19 protein-coding genes are annotated in these 24,780 nt (G+C 62.2%); 10 read left to right on the top strand and 9 right to left on the bottom strand.

Annotated elements, in window-relative coordinates; genetic code table 11:
- Positions 1 to 196: 196 nt before the first annotated feature.
- From DNK49_RS14245 to DNK49_RS14265, 5 genes are read left to right on the top strand one after another with little or no spacing between them, the layout of a single operon-like run.
- Entirely contained in the window at positions 197 to 1,003 is an 807-nt protein-coding gene (locus DNK49_RS14245) for a phosphatase PAP2 family protein (protein WP_110525793.1), read from the top strand.
- Complete coding sequence (locus DNK49_RS14250; RefSeq protein ID WP_110525796.1) at positions 1,000 to 1,932, top strand: lysylphosphatidylglycerol synthase domain-containing protein; 933 nt, start codon at positions 1,000 to 1,002, stop codon at positions 1,930 to 1,932. Before DNK49_RS14245 ends, DNK49_RS14250 begins: the two co-directional genes overlap by 4 nt.
- Complete coding sequence (locus tag DNK49_RS14255; protein WP_110525799.1) at positions 1,929 to 2,978, top strand: glycosyltransferase family 2 protein; 1,050 nt, start codon at positions 1,929 to 1,931, stop codon at positions 2,976 to 2,978. Before DNK49_RS14250 ends, DNK49_RS14255 begins: the two co-directional genes overlap by 4 nt.
- The gene (locus DNK49_RS14260; protein ID WP_110525802.1) at positions 2,975 to 4,522 is read left to right on the top strand and encodes an ArnT family glycosyltransferase; all 1,548 of its coding nucleotides are present in this window, start codon (positions 2,975 to 2,977) and stop codon (positions 4,520 to 4,522) included. Before DNK49_RS14255 ends, DNK49_RS14260 begins: the two co-directional genes overlap by 4 nt.
- Before the next feature lies 1 nt (position 4,523).
- The gene (locus DNK49_RS14265; protein WP_243632374.1) at positions 4,524 to 5,255 is read left to right on the top strand and encodes a phosphatase PAP2 family protein; all 732 of its coding nucleotides are present in this window, start codon (positions 4,524 to 4,526) and stop codon (positions 5,253 to 5,255) included.
- A 12-nt stretch (positions 5,256 to 5,267) separates the two neighbouring features.
- On the opposite strand, the gene DNK49_RS14270 is transcribed toward DNK49_RS14265, so the two are convergent.
- The 3 genes from DNK49_RS14270 to ppsA form a co-directional block, all read right to left on the bottom strand.
- Entirely contained in the window at positions 5,268 to 5,636 is a 369-nt protein-coding gene (locus DNK49_RS14270) for a hypothetical protein (RefSeq protein ID WP_110525805.1), read from the bottom strand.
- A gap of 17 nt (positions 5,637 to 5,653) precedes the next feature.
- Positions 5,654 to 6,595: a M23 family metallopeptidase gene (locus DNK49_RS14275; protein ID WP_110525808.1), complete on the bottom strand. Its 942-nt coding sequence runs from the start codon at positions 6,593 to 6,595 to the stop codon at positions 5,654 to 5,656.
- Between the two features lie 347 nt (positions 6,596 to 6,942).
- On the bottom strand, positions 6,943 to 9,309 hold the full coding sequence (gene ppsA, locus DNK49_RS14280; protein ID WP_110525811.1) for a phosphoenolpyruvate synthase: 2,367 nt from the start codon (positions 9,307 to 9,309) through the stop codon (positions 6,943 to 6,945).
- A 132-nt stretch (positions 9,310 to 9,441) separates the two neighbouring features.
- Between ppsA and ppsR the strand changes: the two genes are divergently transcribed.
- The 4 genes from ppsR (at position 9,442) to DNK49_RS14300 (ending at position 13,751) form a co-directional block, all read left to right on the top strand.
- Complete coding sequence (gene ppsR, locus DNK49_RS14285) at positions 9,442 to 10,275, top strand: posphoenolpyruvate synthetase regulatory kinase/phosphorylase PpsR (RefSeq protein WP_110525814.1); 834 nt, start codon at positions 9,442 to 9,444, stop codon at positions 10,273 to 10,275.
- A gap of 90 nt (positions 10,276 to 10,365) precedes the next feature.
- Positions 10,366 to 11,535 (top strand): DUF2863 family protein, encoded by a 1,170-nt coding sequence (locus tag DNK49_RS14290; protein WP_110525817.1) that lies wholly within the window; start codon positions 10,366 to 10,368, stop codon positions 11,533 to 11,535.
- 33 nt (positions 11,536 to 11,568) lie between these two features.
- Complete coding sequence (gene msrB, locus DNK49_RS14295) at positions 11,569 to 11,976, top strand: peptide-methionine (R)-S-oxide reductase MsrB (protein ID WP_110525820.1); 408 nt, start codon at positions 11,569 to 11,571, stop codon at positions 11,974 to 11,976.
- A 143-nt stretch (positions 11,977 to 12,119) separates the two neighbouring features.
- Positions 12,120 to 13,751: a methyl-accepting chemotaxis protein gene (locus DNK49_RS14300; RefSeq protein ID WP_110525823.1), complete on the top strand. Its 1,632-nt coding sequence runs from the start codon at positions 12,120 to 12,122 to the stop codon at positions 13,749 to 13,751.
- 14 nt (positions 13,752 to 13,765) lie between these two features.
- Here the strand turns inward: DNK49_RS14300 and DNK49_RS14305 are convergent, their stop codons facing one another.
- Positions 13,766 to 14,680: an alpha/beta fold hydrolase gene (locus DNK49_RS14305; protein ID WP_110525826.1), complete on the bottom strand. Its 915-nt coding sequence runs from the start codon at positions 14,678 to 14,680 to the stop codon at positions 13,766 to 13,768.
- Between the two features lie 72 nt (positions 14,681 to 14,752).
- Positions 14,753 to 15,808, bottom strand: a complete 1,056-nt coding sequence (locus DNK49_RS14310) for a PQQ-dependent sugar dehydrogenase (RefSeq protein ID WP_243632378.1) — start codon at positions 15,806 to 15,808, stop codon at positions 14,753 to 14,755.
- A gap of 261 nt (positions 15,809 to 16,069) precedes the next feature.
- On the opposite strand from DNK49_RS14310, the gene DNK49_RS14315 reads away from it, so the two are divergent.
- On the top strand, positions 16,070 to 16,906 hold the full coding sequence (locus DNK49_RS14315) for an IclR family transcriptional regulator (protein WP_243632375.1): 837 nt from the start codon (positions 16,070 to 16,072) through the stop codon (positions 16,904 to 16,906).
- Between the two features lie 102 nt (positions 16,907 to 17,008).
- Here DNK49_RS14315 and galU read toward each other — a convergent pair whose 3' ends face one another.
- The 4 genes from galU to smc are packed head-to-tail and all read right to left on the bottom strand — an operon-like array spanning position 17,009 to position 24,644.
- Entirely contained in the window at positions 17,009 to 17,890 is an 882-nt protein-coding gene (galU, locus tag DNK49_RS14320) for a UTP--glucose-1-phosphate uridylyltransferase GalU (protein WP_110525832.1), read from the bottom strand.
- A gap of 54 nt (positions 17,891 to 17,944) precedes the next feature.
- Positions 17,945 to 19,990 carry an NAD-dependent DNA ligase LigA gene (ligA, locus tag DNK49_RS14325; RefSeq protein WP_110525835.1) on the bottom strand — a complete coding sequence of 682 codons (2,046 nt, stop codon included), beginning with the start codon at positions 19,988 to 19,990 and terminating at the stop codon, positions 17,945 to 17,947.
- Positions 19,990 to 21,093 (bottom strand): cell division protein ZipA, encoded by a 1,104-nt coding sequence (locus DNK49_RS14330; RefSeq protein ID WP_110525837.1) that lies wholly within the window; start codon positions 21,091 to 21,093, stop codon positions 19,990 to 19,992. The genes ligA and DNK49_RS14330 overlap by 1 nt, the downstream gene beginning before the upstream one ends.
- 14 nt (positions 21,094 to 21,107) lie before the next feature.
- Entirely contained in the window at positions 21,108 to 24,644 is a 3,537-nt protein-coding gene (smc, locus tag DNK49_RS14335; protein ID WP_207806991.1) for a chromosome segregation protein SMC, read from the bottom strand.
- Positions 24,645 to 24,780: the final 136 nt, after the last annotated feature.

A 24,780-nucleotide genomic window follows, 5' to 3' on the forward strand; every position in this document is an offset into this window, starting at 1 on the left:
CTCATTTTAAGTTTGTCGCATCATACCGACGAATTGTTTCCCTGCGCGACTTGAACCAACCCTTCTCGCTCAGCATTTCCCTCACACACCTGCGCTCGCCCCCCTGCCGAGGGGAACACCGGAACCTGGACCACCAACTGGGCTTCTCCCCCTCCGTATCGGCTAAAATGCTTACTTTGATCGCGCACCCTACTTGATGACCGACCTTGTTTCACGCCCGGCCCGCTCCACCTCCACTCTGCTCTGGATCGTGCTACCCGCGGCAACCTGCGCCCTGATGGCAGGCGTATTGGCCGTCGGCGACCTGAATGAGGCGTGGCTACTGGCCTGGAATCACCTCGCGACGACGCTGCTCCCACCAGCGGCCTGGGCCGGCATCACCAATCTTGGCTCCACCCTTGGCGCATTCGCCCTGCTGACGCCGGCACTGGCCTGGCGTCCACGCTGGGTGGCTGCGGCGCTGCTTGCCGCACCTGCTGCATCGCTATACACCCATGGACTCAAGACCTTGTTTTCCGAGCCCAGACCTGCAGCCGTGATACCGCTCGATCAATTCAACGTGATTGGCCTGCCCTTGCGCACCGACTCCTTCCCCTCCGGCCATAGCCTGACGGCCTTCGTCGTCGCTGGCGTGCTGCTGCTGTCGGCCCCGCTTGAGCAGCGCATGCGAGTGGGCATGCTGGTGCTGGCAGCAGCCTCCTTGATTGCCTTCTCGCGAGTCGCGGTCGGTGCACATTGGCCACTTGACCTGTTTGCAGGCGCAGCCGGAGGATGGCTGTGTGCGGCAATCGGCCATGCGTGGTCGGCACACTGGCGCTTCTGGGAGAGGAAACGAGGTCAGCAAGTGCTTTGCCTGCTGATGATGCTATTCGCTGTGGCCTTTGCATTCGAAGACCTCGGCTATCCGGAAGGGCTGTGGATGCAGTACCTGCTCGTGCTCAGCGGGCTGACCGGCGCTGCCTTTGCGCTGAGCCGCAAGCTGCCGGTGCGGATGCCCGCATGAAAAAACTGCTCGCCATCCTGCTCAGCCTGGCATTGCTTGGCTGGTTTCTGAGCGGCGACCGCTGGCGCACGCTGGGTGAAGCCTTTGCACAGCTCGGCCCAGGTGTGCTTGCTTGGGCAGTGGCGGGGTTCTTTCTCAGTTACCTGTTACGCACATTGCGCGTCTACGAGGAGTTCCGCCACGACACCGGCGGCCGTTTTCTCACCTGCCTGCGCATCGTCCTGATCCACAACGCGATGGTCAATGTCATTCCCTTTCGTGGGGGTGAGGCGGCCTTTCCCTTATTGTTGCAACGCCATTTCGGAACACCTCTGGCACGTGCAATGGCGTCGCTGTTCTGGTTCCGGCTGCAGGATGCGCTTGTTGTCGGCACGGTCGCCATCCTGGTCTGGCCCAGCCTGCCGGTTGTGCTTCGGATCGCGGGGATACTTGCATTGATCGGGCTGGCCTGGGGCTTGCCGCGGTGGGCACGACAACCCCACAACTGGGTAGAGCGCGGCGCCCTGGCCGGAAAACTCGGCAAGCTGCGCGACGCGTTTGCGCAATCCACCCGCCATGCGCGCTTTGGCTGGTTATGGACAATCTCCAACTGGTCGGTGAAACTCGCCGCCCAGGCCTGGCTGCTTGGCGCCGTGCTCGGTGCCGGCATGGCCCTGGGCGCTGCAGGTGCCTTGGGTGCCGAGTTGGCAGCCATCCTGCCCATTCAGGGCGTTGCCGGCTTTGGTACCTACGAGGCGGGTGCTGCCGCAGCATTGCTGCCTGGGGGCATCGCCTTTTCCGAAGGCTTGCGCGCAGCGCTCGTCCTACATCTTTTCGTCATCGCCTGCGCCCTGGGCGCCGGCACGCTGGCGTGGCTGCTGCCCGTCAAGACGCTGCCCGAAACGGCCGCCCCGGACACTGAATCCTCAAAGAGCCTGACCCATTCATGAACAAGTCCCCGCTTCCCCACGCCGAGCCACAGATTCCAGACGGTCTGCCAGAACATACACTTTCGGTCGTCGTACCGATGTACAACGAAGCTGAAAACGTCGAACCCCTGCTCGACCGCATCCATCTGGCGCTCGGCCCCTACCCCTGGCCATGGGAGGTGGTGCTGGTCGACGACGGCAGTTCGGACGCCACGCCGGCAGAGCTTGCACGCTGCGCGACTCAGTTCGGACCGCACGTCCGCGTCGTCGAACTGATGCGCAACTTCAAGCAGACCGCAGCCATGCAAGCCGGCCTGGATGCCGCACGCGGCAGCGTCATCGTGACCATGGATGGTGACCTGCAGAACGACCCAATCGATATCCCGCGCATGGTCAAACGCCTGCTGACCGAAGATCTCGATCTGGTGGCCGGCTGGCGCAAGGATCGCCAGGACGGGCTGCTGTTGCGCAAGATCCCGTCTCGCATTGCCAATCGGCTGATTGCCCGCCTCACCGGCGTGCACTTACGCGACTACGGCTGCAGCCTCAAGGTGTTCCGCGGCAGCGCGATCAAGAACGTACGCCTGTATGGCGAGATGCATCGCTTCATTCCCGCCTGGCTGGCCACGGTCACGACGCCCCGGCGTATCGCACAGGAGGTGGTCACCCACCATGCCCGCGTCTTTGGCCAATCGAAGTACGGTATTTCGCGTACCTTCCGTGTCGTGCTGGACCTGATCTTCGTGTATTTCTTCATGCGTTTCCGCACCCGTCCGGGCCACTTCTTTGGTGGTATTGGCATCGGTCTGGGAGCCATGGGCGGCCTGATCCTGACCTACCTTGCGGCAGTCAAGCTCTTCCTGGGTGAATCCATCGGCACTCGGCCTTTGTTGTTCGGGGGCTTCTTCCTGGTAATTGCGGGCGTGCAGATGGTTACCTCCGGTGTATTGGCCGAGTTGCTGGCCCGGGTGTACTACGAATCCGGCACTTCCCGCCCTTACCTGGCCCGTCCGGTCGCTGATCTCGCCGAGGACGATGGCTGGCGCAAGCCCGGAACATCGACATGAGCAACACGCTGACGCGCAATCCTGCGCTGGTCTTCCTGATCCTGCTATTGCCGCTGGCGAGCTTCTTTCTTCGCCTTGGGGGAGCGCCCCTGTTCGACGTCGACGAGGGCGCCTTCTCGGAAGCCACCCGGGAGATGTTCGAACGCGGCGACTTTCTGTCCACATATCTGAACGGTGAGCACCGCTTCGACAAGCCCATCCTGGTGTATTGGCTGCAGGCAATCGGCTTCCTGCTGTTTGGCGCCACCGAATGGGCCTTCCGTCTCCCCTCGGCGGTGGCTGCTGCAGCCTGGTGTTACGCAACCTGGTACTTTGCCCGCGAGCGTTTCGGCCCGGATACCGCACTTGCGGCACTTGCCATCGCCGCTACCGCTATCGGACCATTCGCCATAGGCCGCGCAGCCACCGCCGACGCCTTGCTCAACCTGTTGCTGGCCCTGGCGCTGTTCGATGCCTGGCGTCACCTCGAATCCGGCCGCCGTGCGCCGCTGCTGCGCAGCTTCGTCTGGATTGGCCTGGGCGCGCTGACCAAAGGGCCGATTGCATTGATCGTGCCCGGTACAGTCAGTTTCCTGTACTGCATCAGCCGCGGTGAATGGCGCCTCTGGCTCCGTACGGTGTTTGATCCGACCGGCTGGATCATCCTCGCCGTACTCGTTGTCCCCTGGTACGCAACTGCGCTGATCATTCACGGCCAGAACTTCATTGACGGCTTCATCCTCAAGCACAACGTCGAGCGCTTTACCGGCACGCTGGAGGGTCATGCCGGTAGCCTGTTCTACTACATCTTTGCCGTGCCGCTGCTGATGCTGCCCTGGACCGCTCCGCTCCTTGCCAGCTTGCGCAACATCCGCACTGACGTGGCAACGGGTGTTCGTCGTTTTCTGTGGATCTGGGCTGGCTTTGTGGTGGTGTTCTTCTCACTGTCGGGCACCAAACTGCCGCATTACGTGCTTTATGGCTCGACACCGCTGTTCCTGCTGGTCGCCGCACACCGCGAACAGTTGCAGCGCGCCTGGTTGCACCTTGCACCGCCTACCGTGCTGCTTGCCGCACTGCCCTTGCTGCCGCTCGTGTTCATGGCGCTTTCTGCCAGCGATGCAGGCAATCCGTACTATCGAGCGCAGCTGGGTGAAGCACTGACGCAGGCCGATGCCCTGTACTACGCGGTGACCATAGGTGGCCTGCTCATCTGGCTGGCGATTGCGCTGCGCCTGTCAGCCACCCCATGGACCAAGCTGCTGTGTGCGGCGGGCATCCAGGTCGGAGTACTGACGACCGTCGTCGTGCCCTGGGTCGGAAATGTGCTGCAAGGCCCGGTCAAGGCAGCCGCAGAGTTTGTCTCACAACGCACGGAGCCGGTCGTCATGTGGCGTATCGCCGTGCCCAGCGTCAGCGTCTATCGCCAGGCCGTGACCCCCGCACGAGCCCCCGAGCCGGGAGAACTCGCCATCACCCGTTACGATCGCGTTCCCGATACCGGCTACGAAACGCTGTTCCGTCAAGGCGGCATCGCTGTGGTACGCCGCCTGCAGGACAACTGACATGACCACCCTCCAGACCATGCAGGAAACGCGTAGCTCACGACACATCAGCCCACTCACTCTGGCCATGCTGTTCAGCATGATCTCCTGTGGCCTGATTTTCTCCCTATGGCCAGGGCTCGACCTCTGGGTCACGAGTCAGTTCTACGACCCCGCGACGGGCTTTTCCGGCGAACGCAGTGCATTTGTGATTGCGCTTTACCGAGGCATTCCGATGATGTCCAAGGCCATCATCCTGGGCCTGTTCATCGCCATGTTTGCCTACGCCTTTCAACGCGGCGCTCAAGGCTTGAAACGCAGGATCCAGGTGGGTTACCTCATTACCGCGCTGGTCCTGGGTCCTGGCCTGCTGATCGATGTCCTGCTAAAGGATTTCTGGGGGCGCGCCCGGCCTGCAAAGGTGGCTGAATTTGGGGGTAGCGCCGTTTTCACTCCTGCGCTGGTGCCCGCCAAACAGTGTGACAACAACTGCTCCTTCGTCAGCGGACATGCGTCGGCCGGCTTCTACGCAGTCAGCCTGGGTTTTCTCGGCGGCGCCGCGGCACGTCGCCGGTGGACATTGATCGGCTTCGCACTTGGCGGTATCGCAGGTTATGGCCGGATTGCCCAAGGCGGACATTTTCTCAGCGATGTCCTGTTCAGCTTCTTTGCCACGTGGTTCGCGGCCTGGTTCGCCTGGGTGATATTCCGTCGTCTGGGATGGCTGACCGAGCCCACAACAGAAAAGAACTGAAGCCAGGACGGTTTACTGTCGCACAGTTTCGGCGCCGCGCGACTTGAGGAACTCCAGCTCAGCCTTGCGCTTCTTTAGCTGGTCATTGATGTCGGCCAGTTGCCGCTCCAGCTCCAACCGGGTTGCACGTTCCACATCCAGTGCAAGCCGGGCTACGCTCAGCTCTTCAACAGCGCGCCGGCTCTCAGCCTGGTTATCTGCCAATTGCTGCTCCAGGTTGCGCGAAGCCTTCTGCATGCCAAAACCATATGCAGCAAGCGCGAACAGCACCAAAACGCCAATACCGCCAAGCAACCAGCGCTTGTGCCGCACACCCGCATCACGGTCACTCACCGCATCCTCGCCCAGACGACTGGGGCGGTAACCACCAAGCCATCTCATCGCGCGCGACCGAACGCTCAGGAGCGCGCAAGATAGCGCGTCGGGTTCACGAACGCACCATTCTTGAGCACTTCGAAATGCAGGTGCGGACCCGTCGACCGCCCGGTCGAGCCGACTGCAGCAATGCGCTGTGACGGCGTCACCAGATCGCCAACCTTGACCAGCAAGCGCGAACAATGCGCGTAACGCGTGCGCAAGCCGTTTCCATGATCGATTTCGACCATGTAACCGTATTCCTTGTGGTAGCCGGAGAACACCACCTTGCCGCCGCCACTGGCATGAATGGGCGTGCCATGGGGCGCCTGAAAATCCAGACCGGAGTGGAAGGCGCTGCGACCGTTGAAGGGGTCAAACCGTGACCCGAACGACGAGTTGCGCTTACCAGCAGGTACCGGGTTGCGGCTTGGGAAAGCCATCAAGGCAAGATCAAGTTCAGTTGCAGCCCGATCCACCTCGAACAATACCCCGCTCAGACGCTCAAGCTCATATTCCAGATCGGACAGGCCTGTGCCCTGATCGTCGAACACTGACGCCCCGACATCAAGCGACACATCCGGTAGTGAAAGTGGAAACATGGGGCCGCCACTCGAACCCGTCTTCTCCGGGGGCGCTGCAGGTTGGAGCGCTGGCGGTTTGACGAATTCCTCTGCCGCAGGAGCCGCCGGGGTTCGCAAAACACCGACACGCTTGGCCAGAGTCAAAGCTTCGCTCTCGAGGCGTGCGAGCTTGCCCGAGATTTCACCCAGACGGTCGGCCAGGAAACGCCCCTCCGGATGATCGACGCTCAGCGGCGCCGGCACCACCTCTGCACCGCTGCGGCCCACCCCCACCCCAATCACAAACGCGCCCGCCGCGACAGTGACCAAACCACCGGCGGCCAGCACGAGCAACGCCCGCGTACTGAGCGTACGCACCTTGGAGCGACCAAACCGCTGCATGGAAAGAATGACGAGCGCCATCCACTTCCTCCACTTGCAACGGGCGACCTCTGGAGGATCGCCCGTCGAATGCATTATCAGGAGCTTCAACCCCGGGGCAACGCTTACACCCCGATACATTGGGTCAAACACAAGGCACGCAGTGTATCATCATTCGACAGAATTGGAAGATTTACGACAATCCGAAAGTCAAGATGTATCCGCATCGATCATCCGATTTCGTCACAATCCCATCGCACCTCGTCGCAGAAACGCAACAGTCAGGACATTAACAGATCGACGCCAGATCAAAAGCGCAAAAAGGGCGGCAACTGCCGCCCTTTTTGGCCATCAAGGCCGGGGTTACCCCGCCTCGAAAATCGCAAGACTCAAGCCTTGCTGTGCGAAGCCAGCTTCAGCCAGGTTGCCACCACGGTATCCGGGTTCAGCGAAATGGTCTGAATTCCCTCGTCCATCAGCCACTCGGCAAAGTCGGCATGGTCCGACGGCCCCTGGCCGCAGATACCCACATACTTGCCCAGACGATTGGCCGACTTGATCGCCATCGACAACAAGGCCTGAACAGCCGGATCGCGCTCGTCAAATGCATGCGCGACCAGTCCGGAATCGCGATCCAGACCCAGGGTGAGCTGGGTCAGGTCGTTGGAGCCGATCGAGAACCCATCGAAATGCTCGAGGAACTGATCCGCCAGTAGTGCGTTGGAAGGAATCTCGCACATCATGATCAGCTTGAGATCGTTGTCGCCACGCTTCAGGCCGTGCTGAGCCAGAAGCTCGACCACACCGGAAGCCTCTTCGACATTACGCACGAACGGAATCATGATCTGGACGTTGGTCAGCCCCAGTTCATTGCGCACCTTGCGCATCGCAGCACATTCCATCTCGAAGCAATCACGGAACGAGTGAGCGATGTAACGCGACGCACCGCGGAAGCCCAGCATCGGGTTTTCTTCCTCCGGCTCGTAGATGTCTCCGCCAAGCAGTTTGCGGTACTCATTGGACTTGAAGTCCGACATGCGCACGATGACGGGCTTCGGATAGAAGGCCGCAGCGATGGTGGCAATCCCTTCGACCAGCTTCTCGATGAAGAACTGCTTGGGCGTGGCATAGCCACGCGAACGACGGGTGATTTCGTCGCGCAGGCTGGCAGGTACTTGCGACAGCTCGAGAATGGCCTTCGGGTGGATGCCAATCATGTTGTTGATGACGAACTCGACACGGGCCAGACCAACGCCGCCATTCGGAATCTGGGCAAATTCGAAGGCGAGTTCCGGATTGCCGACGTTCATCATGATCTTGACCGGAATATCGGGCAGGTTGCCCATATCGGTGGTGATCACTTCAAACTCGAGCTTGCCGCGATACACGTAACCGGTGTCGCCCTCGGCGCAGGACACGGTGACCGAATCACCCTCTTCCAGCACATCGGTGGCATTGCCGCAGCCAACGATGGCAGGGATACCCAGCTCGCGCGCGATGATGGCCGCATGGCAGGTACGACCGCCGCGGTTGGTGACAATGGCACTGGCGCGCTTCATGACCGGCTCCCAGTTGGGGTCGGTCATGTCGGTGACGAGAATGTCGCCAGCCTGTACGCGGTTCATCTCCGACGCATCCTTGACCACGCGCACCGTACCCGCACCAATCTTCTGGCCAATTGCACGACCGTGGGTCAGCGCCTTGCCGTACTGCTTGAGGCGGTACTTTTCCATCACCAAGCCACTGTCCTGGCTCTTCACCGTTTCCGGGCGGGCCTGCAGGATGTAAAGCTTGCCGTCGTTGCCATCCTTGCCCCACTCGATGTCCATCGGGCGGCCGTAGTGCTGCTCGATGATCACCGCGTAGCGGGCCAGTTCCAGCACATCTTCATCGGTCAGGGAGAAGCGGTTGCGGTCGGCTTCCGGCACATCGACGGTACGCACCGAACGGCCAGCCTCTGCCTTGTCGGCAAACACCATCTTGATCAACTTGGAACCGAGGTTGCGGCGCACCACCGACGGACGGCCCTGTGCCAGCGTGGGCTTGTGTACGTAGAACTCGTCCGGATTCACCGCCCCCTGCACCACGGTCTCACCCAGGCCGTAGGACGCAGTGATGAAAACCACATCCTTGAAGCCGGATTCGGTATCGATGGTAAACATCACGCCCGATGCACCAGTATCGGAGCGCACCATGCGCTGCACACCGGCCGACAGGGCGACTTCAGCGTGAGTAAATCCCTTGTGCACGCGGTAAGCGATGGCGCGGTCGTTGTACAGGGAAGCAAACACTTCCTTCATCGCATGAAGGATGTTCTCGTAGCCATGGATGTTCAGGAAGGTTTCCTGCTGGCCGGCAAAAGAGGCATCCGGAAGGTCTTCGGCGGTCGCGGACGAACGCACTGCGAAGCTGCCCTCACCTTCCGAGGTAATCTGCTCGTAAGCGGCCTTGATGTCGGCCTCGAGCTGGGCCGGGAACGGGGTATCGACGATCCATTGACGGATCTCGGCACCGACCTTGAGCAGCGCGTCGACATTGTCAACGTCGAGGGTCTCCAGCGCCTTCTCGATTCGCGCAGCCAATCCGTTGTGGGCGAGGAACTCGCGATAGGCATCTGCCGTGGTGGCAAAGCCGCCCGGGACGCGGACACTGGAGGGCAACTGGCTGATCATCTCGCCAAGCGAGGCGTTCTTGCCGCCGACCTTGTCGACATCGGACATGCGAAGTTCAGCGAAGGGAATGACGTAACGGGTCATGAGTGGCTTCCGGAAACGATAAAGAGAACGCAAAATACAAATTCAGACCGAATTCTATCCAACAATGGTGCCCTGCCGCACGACAGGGTTTGCCCCAATATCCGTAAGCCATAGCCAAGCGAGCCGTCCCACATGAGCAATCTGCCTACGCGTACCGTGTTCTTCATCTCCGACGGTACGGGCATCACCGCGGAAACCCTGGGCCATAGCCTGCTTGCCCAGTTTCCCGACGCGCGCTTCCGCCAGGTGCGGATCCCTTTCGTCGACGACCTGGACAAGGCCATCGACTGCGCCGCGCAGATCCGTGATGCGTTCCGTACCGACGGCACCCGCCCGATCGTGTTCAGCACCCTGGTCAATCCGGACACGGTTGGTGCACTGCGCAAGGCCGATGCATTGTTCCTGGATCTGTTCGAGCGCTTCATCGGCCCGCTGGAAACCGAGCTCGGGCAGCGCTCCACCCACGCCGTCGGTCGTTTTCACGGTATCGCCGACAGCAACGACTACAAGAACCGCATCGAAGCGATCAACTTTGCCATGGCACACGACGACGGCGTCTCCAACGACGGCGAACTGGCCGAGGCCGATGTCGTGCTGGTGGGCGTATCGCGCTCGGGCAAGACACCGACCAGTCTATACCTTGCGATGCAGTTCGGCGTGAAAGCAGCCAACTACCCGCTGATTCCGGAAGATTTCGAGCGCAACAAGCTGCCTGGCGAACTGCATCGCTATCGCGGCAAGTTGTTTGGTCTCACCATTGCCCCGGAGCGTCTGTCGCAGATCCGTCAGGAGCGCCGCCCCAACAGCCGTTACGCCTCGCTGGAGAACTGCAAGTACGAGATCGATGCAGCCCAGAAACTGATGCGTCGTGAAAACATCCGTTGGCTGGACTCCACCACCAAGTCCATCGAAGAAATCTCGGCCACCATCCTCCAGACCGTACGCCTGAACCGCCCCGCATACTGAGTTGGGGCGCCTCCAGCTTTTGTCTGGGCTAGAATTGAATCACGTGACCGGCACAATGCCGGGTCGCAAAACGCATCAACAGGACATCAGATGACAAGACCGCGCATCAAGCGCCGCGGTGGCATTGGCCGCCTCGCCGAACAACTCGTCTGGCTCGCATCGGGCCTGGCCGAATCCGGCAGCCGTGTCGAGGATCGCTATTGGGAAAAGCGCCTGGCTGCGAGCATCGACAGCACGCTGCAAAGCGAGGACGAAAACACGCTCAACGCCGCGCTCGACCAGTTGTTTGCCAACGACACCCCCGGCTATGACGAACTTGCCGACATGATCGAATCGCGCACCGAATCGGTCGCCGGCCTGGCGGAAGACCACGACGTCCTGCTGATCGCAGCGCCGGTGCTGGCGTGGTCACGTTTCCGCATTCCCGCAACCACCCTGCCGCCTGCGGTGCTGACCAATCTGCGGGTGCACCTGCAGGCCCACGTACTGGCCGATGGGGCACGCCTTGCCTTGGCCGATTTTCTGTTCAGTCCGGATCAGCTCCCTCAGGGGTACTGCGCCACGGCCGACTTTGGCCGCACCATGTGCCGGGCCTCACTCGACGGTCAGGACGTCCATATCGAGACCAACGGCTTGCCGGAAACCTCGCAGTTTCTGTCCGACACCCGTTATCTGCTGGCAGCCGTCGCCGCGCCCAAGGGGAACGCATTGTTCCGCTGGCAGGAGCTCGACGGCAGCCGCGAACACGCGCTGTCCCAATGGCGCGCCCAGGGTGGAGCCTGCCTGGCACCACTGCTGCCTGGCTGCACACTGGAGTTCGTGCTGCCCGAAGCGTATTTCGCCGCCTGCCGTGCCGCCGACAAGGCCAGCCGGCCCTACTCCATCCGTGCATCGGTCGCCTTTCTCGGCACTGCGCTCGACGCACCGGCGACCAGCTTGCGCGCCGTGATCGCCCCCTTCTCGGACAATCAGGTCGAGGAGTATCGCATCGGTTTCACGCTGAGCGGGCGGGACGAGGTGGTACATGGGGTGGTCTGGCCATTGCTTGGGGACGAAGGAGATGCGGTGGATACCCCCAGCGAAATCGAAACCGTGCTGCGGGAGTGCGGCGTCACCGACGTCCTGATCCACGAACATCGCTTTCCGCTCGAATACTGTGATGACTGCGGCGCGCCGATGTATCCCTCACCCGAGGGCGAAGTGGCCCATGCCGAGATGCCCGAGACGCACACTGAACAAGTGCCGCGCCACTTGCATTGAACCCGACGTCGTTACCATGAACCGGAGCGCATCATGAGCCGCAGCATTGAGAAATCCGATGCCGAATGGCAGACCCTGCTGACCTCCATCCAGTTTCACGTCACCCGGGAGAAGGGCACCGAGCGGCCCTTTTCCGGTGAATACTGGGACTTCTGGAGTCCCGGTGAATACCACTGCGTTTGTTGTGACGCGCCCCTGTTCGATGCCGAGCACAAGTTCGACGCGGGCTGTGGCTGGCCCAGCTTCTGGACGGCCGCAGCGCCCGAGAACGTCGAGTCAAGGGACGACCACAGTCACTTCATGCACCGTACCGAAGTGCTTTGCCAGCACTGTGGCGCCCACCTTGGCCATGTATTCGAAGATGGTCCCCCACCTACCGGACTGCGCTACTGCATCAATTCCGCCTCAATCCGCCATGTCGCCAGAACAACGGACGACTGAGCCGCCCCGCGACTGGCTGATATTCTGCCTAAAGTAATGCCAGGGCGCTGCCGTTACCCATACATCGAATAGTGCTTGCCGATCTGCGCGCCGACGACGCGCGCAGACGCGGATGACCAAGCATGCAAAGGGGGAGACGCATCATGAACGGGTTTCACAATCTCAGCTTGCGAGGCAAGCTGCTGGTCAACTTCGCCGTATCCGGCGGCATCTTCATTCTGGCGCTGATCTTTCTCAATCTGCAGATTGCCCGCGTTGGCAGCCTGGCCAACGAGGTATCGGACAATGCTCTGCCATCGATCGTTCAGGCAGGCAAGATTGGCGAGTTCCGTTTGCGTTACCGCATCCGCAGTCTCGAGTACATGCTCGAGCAACGGCCCGGCGAGCGCGAGAAACTCGAAGCCTCGATGGCATCGCTCAACAAGAGCCTGATCGAATCCATCGACGCCTATGTTCCACTGATCTCCAGCGACACCGACCGTGCCATTCTTGGCCGGGTCAGGGAAAAAGCGGCCGCCTACGAGGAAAGCGTGCTGCGTGCGGTGGCACTGCTCAAGCAAGGCAGGGGGGACGAGGCGACACAGTTGCAGAACAGTGAGTGGGTGTCGCGAGCCAACCAATTGCGTGACGAAGTCAATGCATTGGTCAAGTTCAACGAGGACGCCGCAGCAGCGCTCAGTACCGAATCCAAAGCTGCGAGGGATCAGGCCACACTTGCCGGCTGGAGTGCCGTAGTCCTTGGGCCGGTGTTGGCGCTTGGCATGTCCATATGGGTTGCCGGCCTGATCAGCAGCCGGCTGCAACAACTGGTGTCGGCTGCCGGCAAGATATCGTCGGGCAATCTTGCCGATGACTCCCTGCCTGAAGCCAGCCGGGACGAAGTCGGACAGTTGGTCGGCGCCATGAAGCAGATGCAGCAAGCGCTGCGCGATACCATTCGTGCCACCCGCGACAACGCCAATGCCCTGATCAGCACCGGGCGCGAACTGGGTGATGGCGTGCAGCAGATGGAGCGCAGTGTCGCGGTTCAAAGCAGCGCCTCATCGGCGATTGCAGCCAACGTCGAAGAGTTGACGGTTTCGATCAATCACGTCTCCGACAACACGGGTGATGCCAGCCGACTCGCTCAGGACTCCGACCGTCAGGCGCGAGAAGGGCGTCGGACGGTCGACCAACTCATCGATGAGATCAATCAGGTCTCCGGCGTCGTCACCACCGCATCCGAGCGCATCGGTGGACTGGCAATCGAATCGGAAAAAATCTCCAACATCGTCCAGGTCATCAAGGACATTGCCGAGCAGACCAACCTGCTTGCCCTCAATGCCGCAATTGAAGCGGCACGTGCAGGGGAACACGGCCGCGGTTTTGCGGTGGTAGCGGATGAGGTTCGCAAGCTGTCCGAACGCACCGCACAATCGACGCGCGAGATCACCGCCATGGTCGAGTCGATCCAGAACTCGACCCAGCAAGTGGTTACCGAAATCGATCGTGGCGTGGGTGCCGTGCAGAACAGCGTCGATCATGCCCGGCAGGCCGGCGACACCATCGGTACGCTGCAGGACATCGCCCGCCAGGTTGCCGAACTGGTCAGCGAAGTCGATGTGGCACTACGCGAACAATCGGCGGCCTCGTCCGAGGTTGCCAAGCGCATAGAAGAGATTGCCACCCATGCTGAAGAAACCAGCGCCGCCACTGCCGAAGCTGCCCGCTCGGCCCAGACGCTCAACAATGTGGCCAGCCAGATGCAGAGTAGCGTCAGCCACTTCCGCATCTGATCGAGCAGCGGGACTCAAACCTCCAGCAGGAAGTCCCGCACGGTTGCGATCTGGCCGGCATCCATCAGCATGGGGGCATGACCGATGCCAGCGAACTCCACCGTACGCGCACAAGGTCCGCGCTTTCCCATCGCCTCGAGCGTGACCTGCTCCAGCAGGTCGGATTCCGCGCCGCGCAGGGCCAGCGTCGGACAGCGGATGCGGTCATAGGTATCCCATAGATCGACATCCATCAGGATGGGCGTCTGCCGGAAGACATCGCCGATACCCGGGTCGTAGACCATGGCAAAGCCGCCCTCGACGGGGCGTACGGTGTACTGGGTCAGATGACGCCACTGTGCATCGGTCAATGGCCCAAAGGGTGCGCTGACTTCACGAATATAGGCTTCGGCATCGGCCATGCTCGCGAACCGCGGTGCAGTGCCCACATACTGGCCGATACGGCGCAAGGATGCCGCAGTGATCACCGGCCCGACGTCATTGAGGACCAGACGACTGATCGGAGCATGTGGTTGACTGGCGATCAGCATGCCGATCAGTCCGCCCATGGATGTCCCGACCCAATGCACCGTCTCGACATCAAGCCGCGCAATCAGCGTGATCATGTCCGCAACGTACACCGGAAACCCGTAGTCACTCTTGACCCCAAGCCAGTCGCTGCGACCACGCCCGACCACATCCGGGCAGATCACCCGGTAGTCTTGTGCCAGCGCCCGGGCCAGATCGTCAAAATCCCGACCGTTGCGCGTCAGCCCATGGACGCAGATGACCACCCGCGGATTGTCCTGCTCGCCCCACTCGGTGTACGCCATCCGGTGCAGGCCATGCGGCCCCAGGCACTGTACGGATCGCTCTCGCAAGCCCTGATAGGGCCGGGCGGGCACCGGCGGCGCCTTGAACAGATTTCGCAGGGCATCGAACAGACTCATTGCGACTCACCGGGATGGAATACGCCGAGTCTAGCACCGACCGGACATTGCCTTCCGATCCGATGACACGGATCAGATCGGATCGAGCCTCAACACCGCGCCATCGGTCTCATCCAGCACCCACAGCTTTCCGTCCGGGCCTTGCCGGACATCGCGGATCCGCTTGCCGGCATCCTGCAGCAGGCGTTCGCGCTCCACCAACTTGTCACCCTGCTCGCTCAGACGTGACACGAGTCGAAACTTCAGCGCCCCGACAAACAGATCCCCCTGCCAGCCCGGATAGACCGACGAGGTACTGAACGCCATACCAGACGGTGCGATGGACGGCGTCCATTGCAATTTGGGTGGCTGCACATCGGCGCGCTCCGTCCCTTCGCCAATCTTCGTCCCGATCACATACTCACGCCCATACGTAATCACCGGCCAGCCGTAATTGCGCCCCGGCAACACCTCATTGACCTCATCGCCCCCCTGCGGACCGTGCTCGTGCGCCCACAGGTTTCCCGTGACCGGATGCAGGGCCGCCCCCTGCACATTCCGATGCCCATACGACCAGATCTCGGGTAGCGCACCAGGTTTAGCGACAAAGGGGTTGTCCGGCGGAACGGAACCATCCGGCGCAATACGGACGATCTTGCCCAGGTGGCTGGACAGATCCTGAGCCTTGTCACGCCCGCTGAAACGGTCACCCAAGGTGACGAAAAGCATACCGTGGCGATCGAACACCAGTCGCGACCCCCAGTGATGTCCTCCCGATGGCTCATCCTTCTGCGCAAAGATGACCTTGACCTCGTTCAAGCGCAGGCCCTGCAGATCGAGCACAGCACGGGCCACTGCGGTACGCGCGCCACCCTCGGTCGGCTGTGCAAACGAGAAGAAGATCGTGCGATCGCGCTCGAACGACGGACTGAGCACCACATCCAGCAAACCACCCTGCCCGCGCGCCTGCACTTCGGGCAGTCCGGCAATCGGCGCAGAGAGCGTGCCATCGGCGGAAACAACACGCATCCGCCCGGGCCGCTCCGTGACCAGCAGACGCCCATCCGGCAAGAAGGCCAGCGCCCACGGCGTATCCAGTCCGCGAGCCACCTGCACGACCCTGACTCCATCGGCTGCAGCAACTGGCATGCCGCCCACCACTCCGGCAATCAATGCAAGCGCCGCAACGGCACCCGACACCCTGCGACGCACCCTGGCGCCTCGCATCATTTCACCCTTGAATCCCGTCAGACGCATGCTGCTGCCTCCATGATCGACAACGATAACTGCAAGCTCTTCCAAGGCTCAGGCAATATGCGACACAATTCGTTCAAGTAAAACGCATTCAAGGCTATTCAAGCCTTCACCGCCCAAAGACCTGCCCCTAACTCCATGCCGAAGCCATCCTCCATGCTCAGCACCGCACCTGACGCCATCTCAACCGAGCATCCTGCCAGTGAAAAGGCCGATCGCCGCGGTATCCAGTCCATCGAAGTTGGGGGCACCCTGCTGCAGGCCCTGGTGCGCAACGGCACGCCGATGATGCTGAAGGACCTCGCCCGCGAGGCCGGAATGCCGCCGGCCAAGGCACACCCCTATCTCGTCAGCTTCGGCAAGCTTGGCCTGATCGAACAGGATGGGCTCACCGGTCGTTATGGCCTGGGGCCGTTCTCCCTGCAGATGGGGCTTACCGCACTTCACGCACTGGATCCTCTGAAAGCTGCCATGCCCGAGGTGGCGAACTTGGCCGACGATATCCAGTTGAATGTGGCGATTGCGGTCTGGGGCAACCAGGGGCCCACCATCATCCGTATCGAGGAATGCCGCAGGCCCATCCACGTCAACATGCGGCCTGGCACCGTCATGACCCCGCTGATGCTGACTGCCACCGGCCGGGTCTTCGCAGCATTCCTGCCAACGCGCATCACCCGTCCACTGGTCGAGGAAGAACTGGCACGACTGACCAGTGGCGAGCAGCCCGCGCTTCGTATGTCACAACGCCATGTCGACGAAACCCTGGAAGAGGTTCGCCAGCATGGTCTGGCGCGCGCACTCGGTCACCCGATTCCCGGTATCAACGCGTTCTCGGCGCCGGTATTCGATAACAGCGGAGCACTGGCACTGGCCATCACCGCGATGGGCCCCGCCGGCGCATTCGACACGGACTGGAACGGCGATACCGCAAGAAAAGTGCTCAACTGCGCCCGGGCCATTTCCGGGCGCCTGGGCCACACGCAGCACACTTGAAAGCGCCTGGACGAAGGTCTCTGCAGACACCTGTTCTGCCAAGCTCGAGACCTCGTCTGGACAAATACCTGGCGACAGCCAGGCCGTGCCGTCCGGCAGGAATCACTTGTTACCGAAGCGACCGCTCAGATAGGCCGAAAAGGCTTCGCCGATTTCATGGTGACGCAGACCCAGCTCGACCGTTGCCTGCAGGTAACCCAGCTTGGAGCCGCAGTCGTAGCGCACGCCATCGAACTGATAGGACAACACGGCCTCCTCCTTGAGCAGCGAGGCAATCGCATCGGTGAGCTGCAACTCGCCACCGGCACCAGGCTTGAGCGCACGGATATGGTCAAAGATGCGCGGGGTCAGGATGTAGCGACCGACGACGGCCTGGGTCGTGGGTGCATCCTCAGGCTTGGGTTTTTCGATGATGCCGGTCACGCGCTGGACGTTGCCACTTTGCCCCTCTGTGCTGACGATACCGTACTGGCGGGTTTCTTCGCGTGGAACGTTCATGGTGCCCAGCACCGAGCAACGGTGATAGTTGTAGACACCCACCATCTGCTCCATGATCGGTGCAGCACCATGGTTGTCCAGCAGGTCGTCGGCCAGAATGACGGCGAAGGCCTCGTCGCTGACGACGTGGCTGGCGCACAACACCGCATGCCCCAGACCCAACGCCTCAGGCTGACGGATGTAGATGCAGTTAACGCCCTTGGGTACGGTCTTCTTGACGATTTCCAGCAGTTCCTTCTTGCCACGGGCTTCGAGTTCGGTCTCGAGTTCGTAGGCCTTGTCGAAGTGATCCTCGATCGAGCGCTTGGTACGTCCGGTGATGAAGATCATGTCGGTGATGCCTGCAGCAACGGCCTCCTCCACCGCATACTGAATCAAGGGCTTGTCGACGATGGGCAGCATTTCCTTCGGGCTGGCCTTGGTCGCGGGCAGGAAGCGAGTACCCATGCCTGCGACAGGGAATACCGCCTTGGTGACTTTCTTCATGTGTTCGACTCCGCTGTTGTTCTGCTCTTTCGAGTAAAAGGGATGCGATGACGCTCAGGCGACCGTTTGCAGCAGGGCTTGCAGGCCAGCCTCGTCGACGATGGTGATACCGAGCTCCTCGGCTTTCACCAGTTTGGAGCCAGCCTCTTCGCCAGCCACCACATAATCGGTCTTCTTCGATACCGAACCGGCCACCTTGCCGCCCTGGGCTTCGATCAGGGCCTTGGCCTGATCCCGGCTCAAGGTGGGCAGCGTACCGGTCAGTACGAAAGTCTTGCCAGCGAGCTCGCCCGACGGGGCCCGGACGGGTTCGCCCTCATCCCAATGCACGCCGGCGGCACGCAGTTGCTCGATGACTTCCCGGTTGTGATCTTCGCCAAAGAACTCGATGATGCTGCGCGCGACGATCGGACCGACATCCGGCACCTGCAGCAAGGCTTCGGCATCGGCGTCGAGCAAGGCGTCGAGTTTGCCGAAATGCCGAGCCAGATCGCGGGCGGTGGTCTCGCCGACATTGCGTATGCCCAATGCAAAGATGAAGCGTGCCAGCGTCGTGTGACGACTCTTGTGGATCGCTGCGAGCAGGTTCTGCGCCGACTTCTCGCCCATGCGCTCGAGGTTGGCCAGCGCCAGGATACCCAGCTTGTAGATGTCGACCGGCGACTTCACGATCCCGACGTCGACCAGCTGATCAACCAGCTTGTCGCCCAGGCCATCAATATCCATGGCCTTGCGCCCGGCAAAATGCAGCAAGGCCTGCTTGCGCTGGGCGGGGCAGTACAAGCCGCCGGTACAGCGGGCCACCGCCTCGTCCTCGCCGCGTACGACGTGGGAGCCACACACCGGACAGTGCGGAAAACGTTCGATCAGATTGAAACGCGGTAGCTCGCCGGTGCGCCGCTCGACCACCGGTGCCACAACCTCGGGGATCACATCGCCGGCACGCCGGACGATCACCCAGTCGCCAATGCGTACGTCCTTGCGGTCTATCTCGTCCTGATTGTGCAGGGTGGCGTTGGTCACGGTGACGCCCCCCACAAACACCGGCTCCAGCCGGGCAACCGGGGTCAGCGCACCGGTACGGCCGACCTGAACCTCGATGTCTCGCAGCTGGGTGACGGCCTCTTGCGCCGGATACTTGTGTGCCACCGCCCAGCGTGGCTCACGGGTGACAAAGCCAAGTTGTGCCTGCAGGGCACGACGGTTGACCTTGTACACCACACCGTCGATATCGAAGGGCAAGCGCTCGCGCAGAACACCGACCTGGGCGTGAAACTGGGCGAGGCCTTCGGCACCACGCAGCACCGCGCGATGCTCGCACACCGGCAGACCAAAGGCCGCCAGCGCATCAAGCACACCCGCGTGGGTATCCGGCACGGCCCAATCGACGGTTTCACCCAACCCATAGGCAAAGAACGACAAGGGGCGCTGTCGCGCGATGGCCGGATCAAGCTGGCGGATGCTGCCAGCCGCCGCATTACGCGGATTGACGAACACCTTCTCGCCTGCAGCCTGCTGCCTGCGGTTGAGTTGTTCGAAGTCGTCGCGGCGCATGTAGACCTCTCCACGCACCTCAAGCACCGGCGGCGCAATGCCGAGCAGACGAAGCGGAATCGCCCGTACCGTTCGGATGTTGTGGGTGACATCCTCGCCGGTTTCGCCATCACCGCGGGTCGCGGCCTGTATCAGCACGCCGTGTTCATAGCGCAGGTTGATCGCCAGGCCGTCGAACTTCAACTCGGCTGCGTACTCGACTGCCGCATCGCCCTCATCCAGACCCAGTTCGCGCCGCACCCGTGCGTCAAACGCCACCGCACCACTGGCTTCGGTATCAGTCTCGGTGCGTATGGACAGCATCGGTACGCGATGACGCACCGAGGCGAACTGCGGCAATGGCTTGCCACCCACCCTCAGCGTGGGCGAATCGGGCTCGCGAAGTTCGGGGTGGTCCCGCTCGAGCGTCTGCAGCTCCCGGAACAGACGGTCATATTCAGCGTCCGGCACCGTCGGCGCATCAAGCACGTAGTAGGCATGATCGTGCCGCACCAGCTCGGCACGCAGTTCTGCCGCACGTGCGGCCAGGGCTCCGTCTGCTGTCATCATGCCGAGAACAGTCGACGCGCCAGCGGGCCTCCCGCGGGAATGCGCTGACTGGCCATATGGTCCTGGAACTGCAGGATCTGCGCCTTGATCAGACCCGCCGCATCCGGCCCGAAGGCCGCACGGTTGTCATCGACCACCACACCGTTGAGCGCACCAGCCAGCTGATTGGCAAAGGTCATCATGCGTTCGAACACGGTGGCGCCATTGGCCACGCAAGGCACGTCGATGACCAGGGTCAGGCCACTGGTCTGCAGATGGCGCATCTCATCCTGCACGAACAAGCCCGGCTCCATGTTGCACAGCGTAAACAGGCTCTTGCCTTCTTCATCGACTGCATGGAAGGCACCATCGCCATTGAGCACCAGACCTTCAACTTCAGCCAGTCCGCGGATCTTGGTACCCGCAAAGGGCTGGCCGTTGGCGGTCACGACGTTGATGCCGATCTGTACATCGACATCTGCGCAGAAGCGGTCGAGTTCAGTCGCATTGCCGAGCGCCTCGGTGCGCGACGGCAACCCTGCCGGCACCGCCAGGAACTGCTCGGCCACACGCTGCACGCCACCGGAGAAACGCAGGTAGTCCGCTTCACCGATCGGACCGCGGCGATCAACCAGTTGCAGCGCGGCGCAGAACCAATGATGGGTACCCGCCGAATGCGCATTCAACGGCTGCCACAGATTGGCCGCATCATCAAAGGCAAACCAGCGCACCGTCTTGCTCAGCCCGTCCAGCGCACCGCGCTGCGCCTCCCACAGCTTTGGAGCGTCCAGCGGTTCGATGGCCTCGATGCGGATGATGCAATCCGCACGCTCATCCAGCACCTCGGGCAGGTCCGGCAAGACCCTGCGCGGCGCAGCAGCGGCAAAAGAGGGTGCCGTGTCGCCGATCACCGGTTCGCGCTCGCCGGGCTCCTTGCGGTCTGCCTTGCGGGCCTCTGCCGGTGCTTCGCCCGGCTCGAGCAACACATCGCGATGGTCGGACTTGAATGCCTTTTCCGCCTGTCTGCGATGCTTGCGCTCCTGCCATTTGTTATAGGCCACGATGGCAACGAAGGCTGCCACGCCGGCCCCGATCAATCCCATCTGCAGTTCGCTGTCCATAAGTCTTCCTGTTGTTACGCTGCGGCCGACTCGGCCAGTCGCAACGCCTCTTCAATATCCACTTCCACAACGCGCGAGACGCCTTGCTCCTGCATGGTCACGCCGACCAGCTGCTGGGCAATCTCCATCGTGATCTTGCTATGGCTGATGAAAATGAATTGCGTCTGCGATGACATACGCTTCACCATCTGCCCATAGCGTTCGGTATTCGTATCGTCCAGCGGTGCGTCGACCTCGTCAAGCATGCAGAATGGTGCCGGATTGAGCTGGAACATCGCAAACACCAGCGCGATCGCTGTCAATGCCTTCTCACCACCAGACAAAAGCTGGATCGACGCGTTCTTCTTGCCTGGCGGCTGTGCCACGATCTGGATACCGGCATCGAGGATTTCGTCGCCGGTCAGCACCAGCTCGGCCCGCCCGCCCCCGAACAACTGCGGGAACAAGGTCGAGAACTGCCGATTGACCGTATTGTAGGTCTCTTGCAGTTGTTCGCGGGTTTCCCGGTCGATGCGCCGGATGGCATCCTCCAGCGTGGAAATCGCCTGCAGCAGGTCATCGGTCTGGGCATCGAGATAGCCCTTGCGCTCGCTCGCCGCACGCAGTTCGTCCAGCGCCGCAAGGTTGACCGCGCCAAGCTCGGCAATCTCGCGCGCCAGTCGGGCCACCTCGCGCTGCAGCGTGGTTTCCTTGGGGTCGGTCGCCAGCAGCGGCGCCAGTGCGTTCTCGTCTGCCCCAGCCTCGACCAGCCGCTCGTCGAACTGGGCCGATGCCATCTCGGCCGCCTGCACCGCAAGCCGCAGCTCGGCCACCCGATTGCGGATCGGCACGGCTTCCTGCTCGGTACGCATGCGCAGCTCTTCCGTCTGGCGCAGGCTGGCGGTGATTTGTTCGAGCGCATCGCGCCGGGCGGCCAGCGCGGTTTCGCGACTGGCGCGCAGACCAAGGGCGGTCTGCAAGGCATCGTGGCTGCGCCCCTCGTCAGTGGCTTCGAGTTCCTGCTCGCGGGCACGACGCTCAGTCTCGATACGCTCCAGCTGCTCGATCGCCAGTTGCAGGTTGCGTGCGATATCGTCGAGCTTGCCCGCGCATTCCCGCTCGGAGAACCGCGCCTCCTGCAGCTCACGCGCGCACGCCTGCTCCAGCGCACGCAACTCACGCAGCGACTGCTCGCGCTCGCGCATCACCTCCATCGCTGCATCGAGTCGATGAGCCTGCAATTCGGCCAATTCAGCGGCACGTCCGTGCTCAAGCTCAGCCCGGGTCTGGTGTTCGCGCTCAGTGGCTTCGAGATGCACCAGATCGCCCAGATCGTGCTCCAGCTGGGCACAGCGTTCATCGGCGCGGCTGCGGGCCTGGCTGAGCTTGAGCACCTCGACCTGCTCGGCATGCACCTGTGCCTGCGCCGTCTGCACTTCACGGCGGAGATGATTGATGCGGTCCTGAAGTTCCGTAGCGGCGGCTTCCGCTACCGTCAACGCTTCATGAGCACGCGCCGCTTCCTCGTCAAGCGCGACGTGTTGTTCGGTCAGCTGATCGATGTCGCGCTGACGCTCCATCACGCCATGGGTACGACTGTCGGGCACGAAGTGCGTCAAGGAGTGGCGGGTCAATACCTGGCCTTGCTGGCTGACAAGGCAAACGCCGACCTGAAGCTGCTCCCGGACAGGCAAATGCTCGTCCAGCCGATCGACCACGAAGCACCCGCTCAGCCAGCCCTCCAGCAGCGGACGCAGCGTCACATCGGTCAGCGTGACCTTGTCGATCAGCGCCTGCGCACTCGCCGGTGCGACGAAGGCGGCAGCCCCATTGGTGCCGTCAATGAAACCCAGCGCCAGCGAGTCGGGCGGCAGCTCATCGAGCATGCTGCGGGCAACACCGTCAGCCTGCGCGCCCTCGACGGTCAGCGCGGCCAGACGCTCGCGCAACACGGCTTCGACGGCCGACTCCCAGCCGGGCGCCACCCGCAGCGCACGCCAGAGCGGTGGAAGGCTGTCGAAGCCCAGGCGTTTGAGCCAGTCACCCAGCTTGCCCTGTGACTGCACCTTGGCCTGAAGCTGCATCAGTGCGTCCCGGCGCGCGCGCAACTCGGTGAGCCGGCGCTGAACCGCGCGCTCAGACTCCATCGCGGCCTTGAGCGCAGCCTGCGCCTCAGGCTGACGCGCCTGCAACACCATCAGTTCATGCTGTTGTGCCTCGAGCGCATCCTTCATGGCTTCGAGTCTGGCCTCGCGTTCGGCCACCATCACTGCGTCCGGCCCCTGGATAGCGCCTCGTTCGGCTTCAAGCCGCGCCCTGCGTTGTTGCAGGGCATCGAGCGCACGGGCCGCACTTGCACGGTTGGCTTCCTCTACCCGCAACTGCTGCTCGGTTTGCGCCAGCTCACGCCGGGCAGTGGTCACCGTCGCCTCGGCGGACTGGCGGGCAGATTCAGCGTCGGGCAAGCGGTCGGCGATCTCGACATGCCGCCCGTCGGCCTGCTCGACCCTCATCGCGGCGTTTTCGGCCAGTTCGTGCCAGCGCGTACGCTCTTCGGTCAGGGAAGACTGTCGTGCCTGCCAGTGCGTCCGATCGATTTCCAGCTGGGTCAGGCGGGCTTCCAGACGTCGCCGCGCCTCGCCCAGGTGCTGCAGCTCGGTTTCCAGACGGGCCACTTCGGCACTGACCGCGAACAGGTCACTTTGCGCACCATGAACGGCCTCTGACGCGCCCAGATGCGCCTCGCGCGCCTGTTCGACCGCAGCCTCGAGCTCCTGCAGACGGGCGCTGTCGGTTTCGATGCGTGAGGTATTGCGGTTAAGCTCGTCCGCCAGGCGCATCTGCTCGGCACGTGCCTCGTTGCGCTTGATCAGCCACAACAGTTGCTGCTTCTCGACGTGCGCGTTGTTCAGCGCATGGAAACGCTCGGCAACTGCAGCCTGGGCCTCGAGATGACCGATGCGCTCACCCAGTTCCATCCGGATGTCGTCAAGCCTGGCCAGGTTGTCACGGGCATCCGACAGGCGGCCTTCGGTTTCCTTACGGCGCTCGCGGTATTTGGTGACGCCCGCAGCCTCCTCCAGGAAACCGCGAATCTCTTCAGGTCGCGCCTCGATGATGCGCGAAATCATGCCCTGCTCGATAATGGCGTAAGCACGCGGCCCCAGCCCGGTACCGAGAAACAGGTCAATCACGTCCTTGCGACGGACGTGGACGTTGTTGATGTAGTAGGTGGACTCACCACTGCGGTCGAGCACGCGCTTGACCGAGATCTCGGCATAACGCGACCACTGTCCGGCCGCACGCCCCTCCTGATTGTCGAACACCAGCTCCACGCTGGCACGCGACACCGGTTTGCGCGTGGTCGACCCATTGAAGATCACGTCCTGCATCGACTCGCCACGCAAGGCGGATGCGCGCGTCTCGCCCAACACCCAGCGCACGGCGTCGATGATGTTCGACTTGCCGCAGCCATTGGGGCCCACCACGCCGACCAGATTGCCTGGCATCTGCACGGTGGTTGGATCGACGAAGGTTTTGAATCCGGCGAGTTTGAGCTTGGAAAGCCGCACGTCAGAGCGCTTGATCGGTAAGGAATACAGATGGAATGCCTGCTGCACCGGGTGATCCGGAGCCGCCGGCAAGGCGTCGCATGATAACATCTTCGGCCTTCATGACCCGTCCGCCGCTTCCGGCAAAAAGTGTTCC

Origin of the sequence: Parazoarcus communis SWub3 = DSM 12120 (genome assembly GCF_003226565.1) — a bacterium.
GTDB lineage: Bacteria > Pseudomonadota > Gammaproteobacteria > Burkholderiales > Rhodocyclaceae > Parazoarcus > Parazoarcus communis.

Bases quoted from the DNA above. Each gene is read 5' to 3' on its own strand.
- DNK49_RS14290 (WP_110525817.1), top strand. From the start codon at position 10,366: ATGACAAGACCGCGCATCAAGCGCCGCGGTGGCATTGGCCGCCTCGCC.
- ppsA (WP_110525811.1), bottom strand. From the start codon at position 9,309: ATGACCCGTTACGTCATTCCCTTCGCTGAACTTCGCATGTCCGATGTC.
- DNK49_RS14255 (WP_110525799.1), top strand. From the start codon at position 1,929: ATGAACAAGTCCCCGCTTCCCCACGCCGAGCCACAGATTCCAGACGGT.
- DNK49_RS14310 (WP_243632378.1), bottom strand. From the start codon at position 15,808: ATGCCAGTTGCTGCAGCCGATGGAGTCAGGGTCGTGCAGGTGGCTCGC.
- DNK49_RS14275 (WP_110525808.1), bottom strand. From the start codon at position 6,595: ATGGCGCTCGTCATTCTTTCCATGCAGCGGTTTGGTCGCTCCAAGGTG.
- DNK49_RS14330 (WP_110525837.1), bottom strand. From the start codon at position 21,093: ATGGACAGCGAACTGCAGATGGGATTGATCGGGGCCGGCGTGGCAGCC.
- galU (WP_110525832.1), bottom strand. From the start codon at position 17,890: ATGAAGAAAGTCACCAAGGCGGTATTCCCTGTCGCAGGCATGGGTACT.
- DNK49_RS14270 (WP_110525805.1), bottom strand. From the start codon at position 5,636: ATGAGATGGCTTGGTGGTTACCGCCCCAGTCGTCTGGGCGAGGATGCG.
- DNK49_RS14260 (WP_110525802.1), top strand. From the start codon at position 2,975: ATGAGCAACACGCTGACGCGCAATCCTGCGCTGGTCTTCCTGATCCTG.
- DNK49_RS14315 (WP_243632375.1), top strand. From the start codon at position 16,070: ATGCTCAGCACCGCACCTGACGCCATCTCAACCGAGCATCCTGCCAGT.
- ligA (WP_110525835.1), bottom strand. From the start codon at position 19,990: ATGACAGCAGACGGAGCCCTGGCCGCACGTGCGGCAGAACTGCGTGCC.
- DNK49_RS14265 (WP_243632374.1), top strand. From the start codon at position 4,524: ATGACCACCCTCCAGACCATGCAGGAAACGCGTAGCTCACGACACATC.
- msrB (WP_110525820.1), top strand. From the start codon at position 11,569: ATGAGCCGCAGCATTGAGAAATCCGATGCCGAATGGCAGACCCTGCTG.
- DNK49_RS14250 (WP_110525796.1), top strand. From the start codon at position 1,000: ATGAAAAAACTGCTCGCCATCCTGCTCAGCCTGGCATTGCTTGGCTGG.
- ppsR (WP_110525814.1), top strand. From the start codon at position 9,442: ATGAGCAATCTGCCTACGCGTACCGTGTTCTTCATCTCCGACGGTACG.
- DNK49_RS14300 (WP_110525823.1), top strand. From the start codon at position 12,120: ATGAACGGGTTTCACAATCTCAGCTTGCGAGGCAAGCTGCTGGTCAAC.
- DNK49_RS14305 (WP_110525826.1), bottom strand. From the start codon at position 14,680: ATGAGTCTGTTCGATGCCCTGCGAAATCTGTTCAAGGCGCCGCCGGTG.
- DNK49_RS14245 (WP_110525793.1), top strand. From the start codon at position 197: ATGACCGACCTTGTTTCACGCCCGGCCCGCTCCACCTCCACTCTGCTC.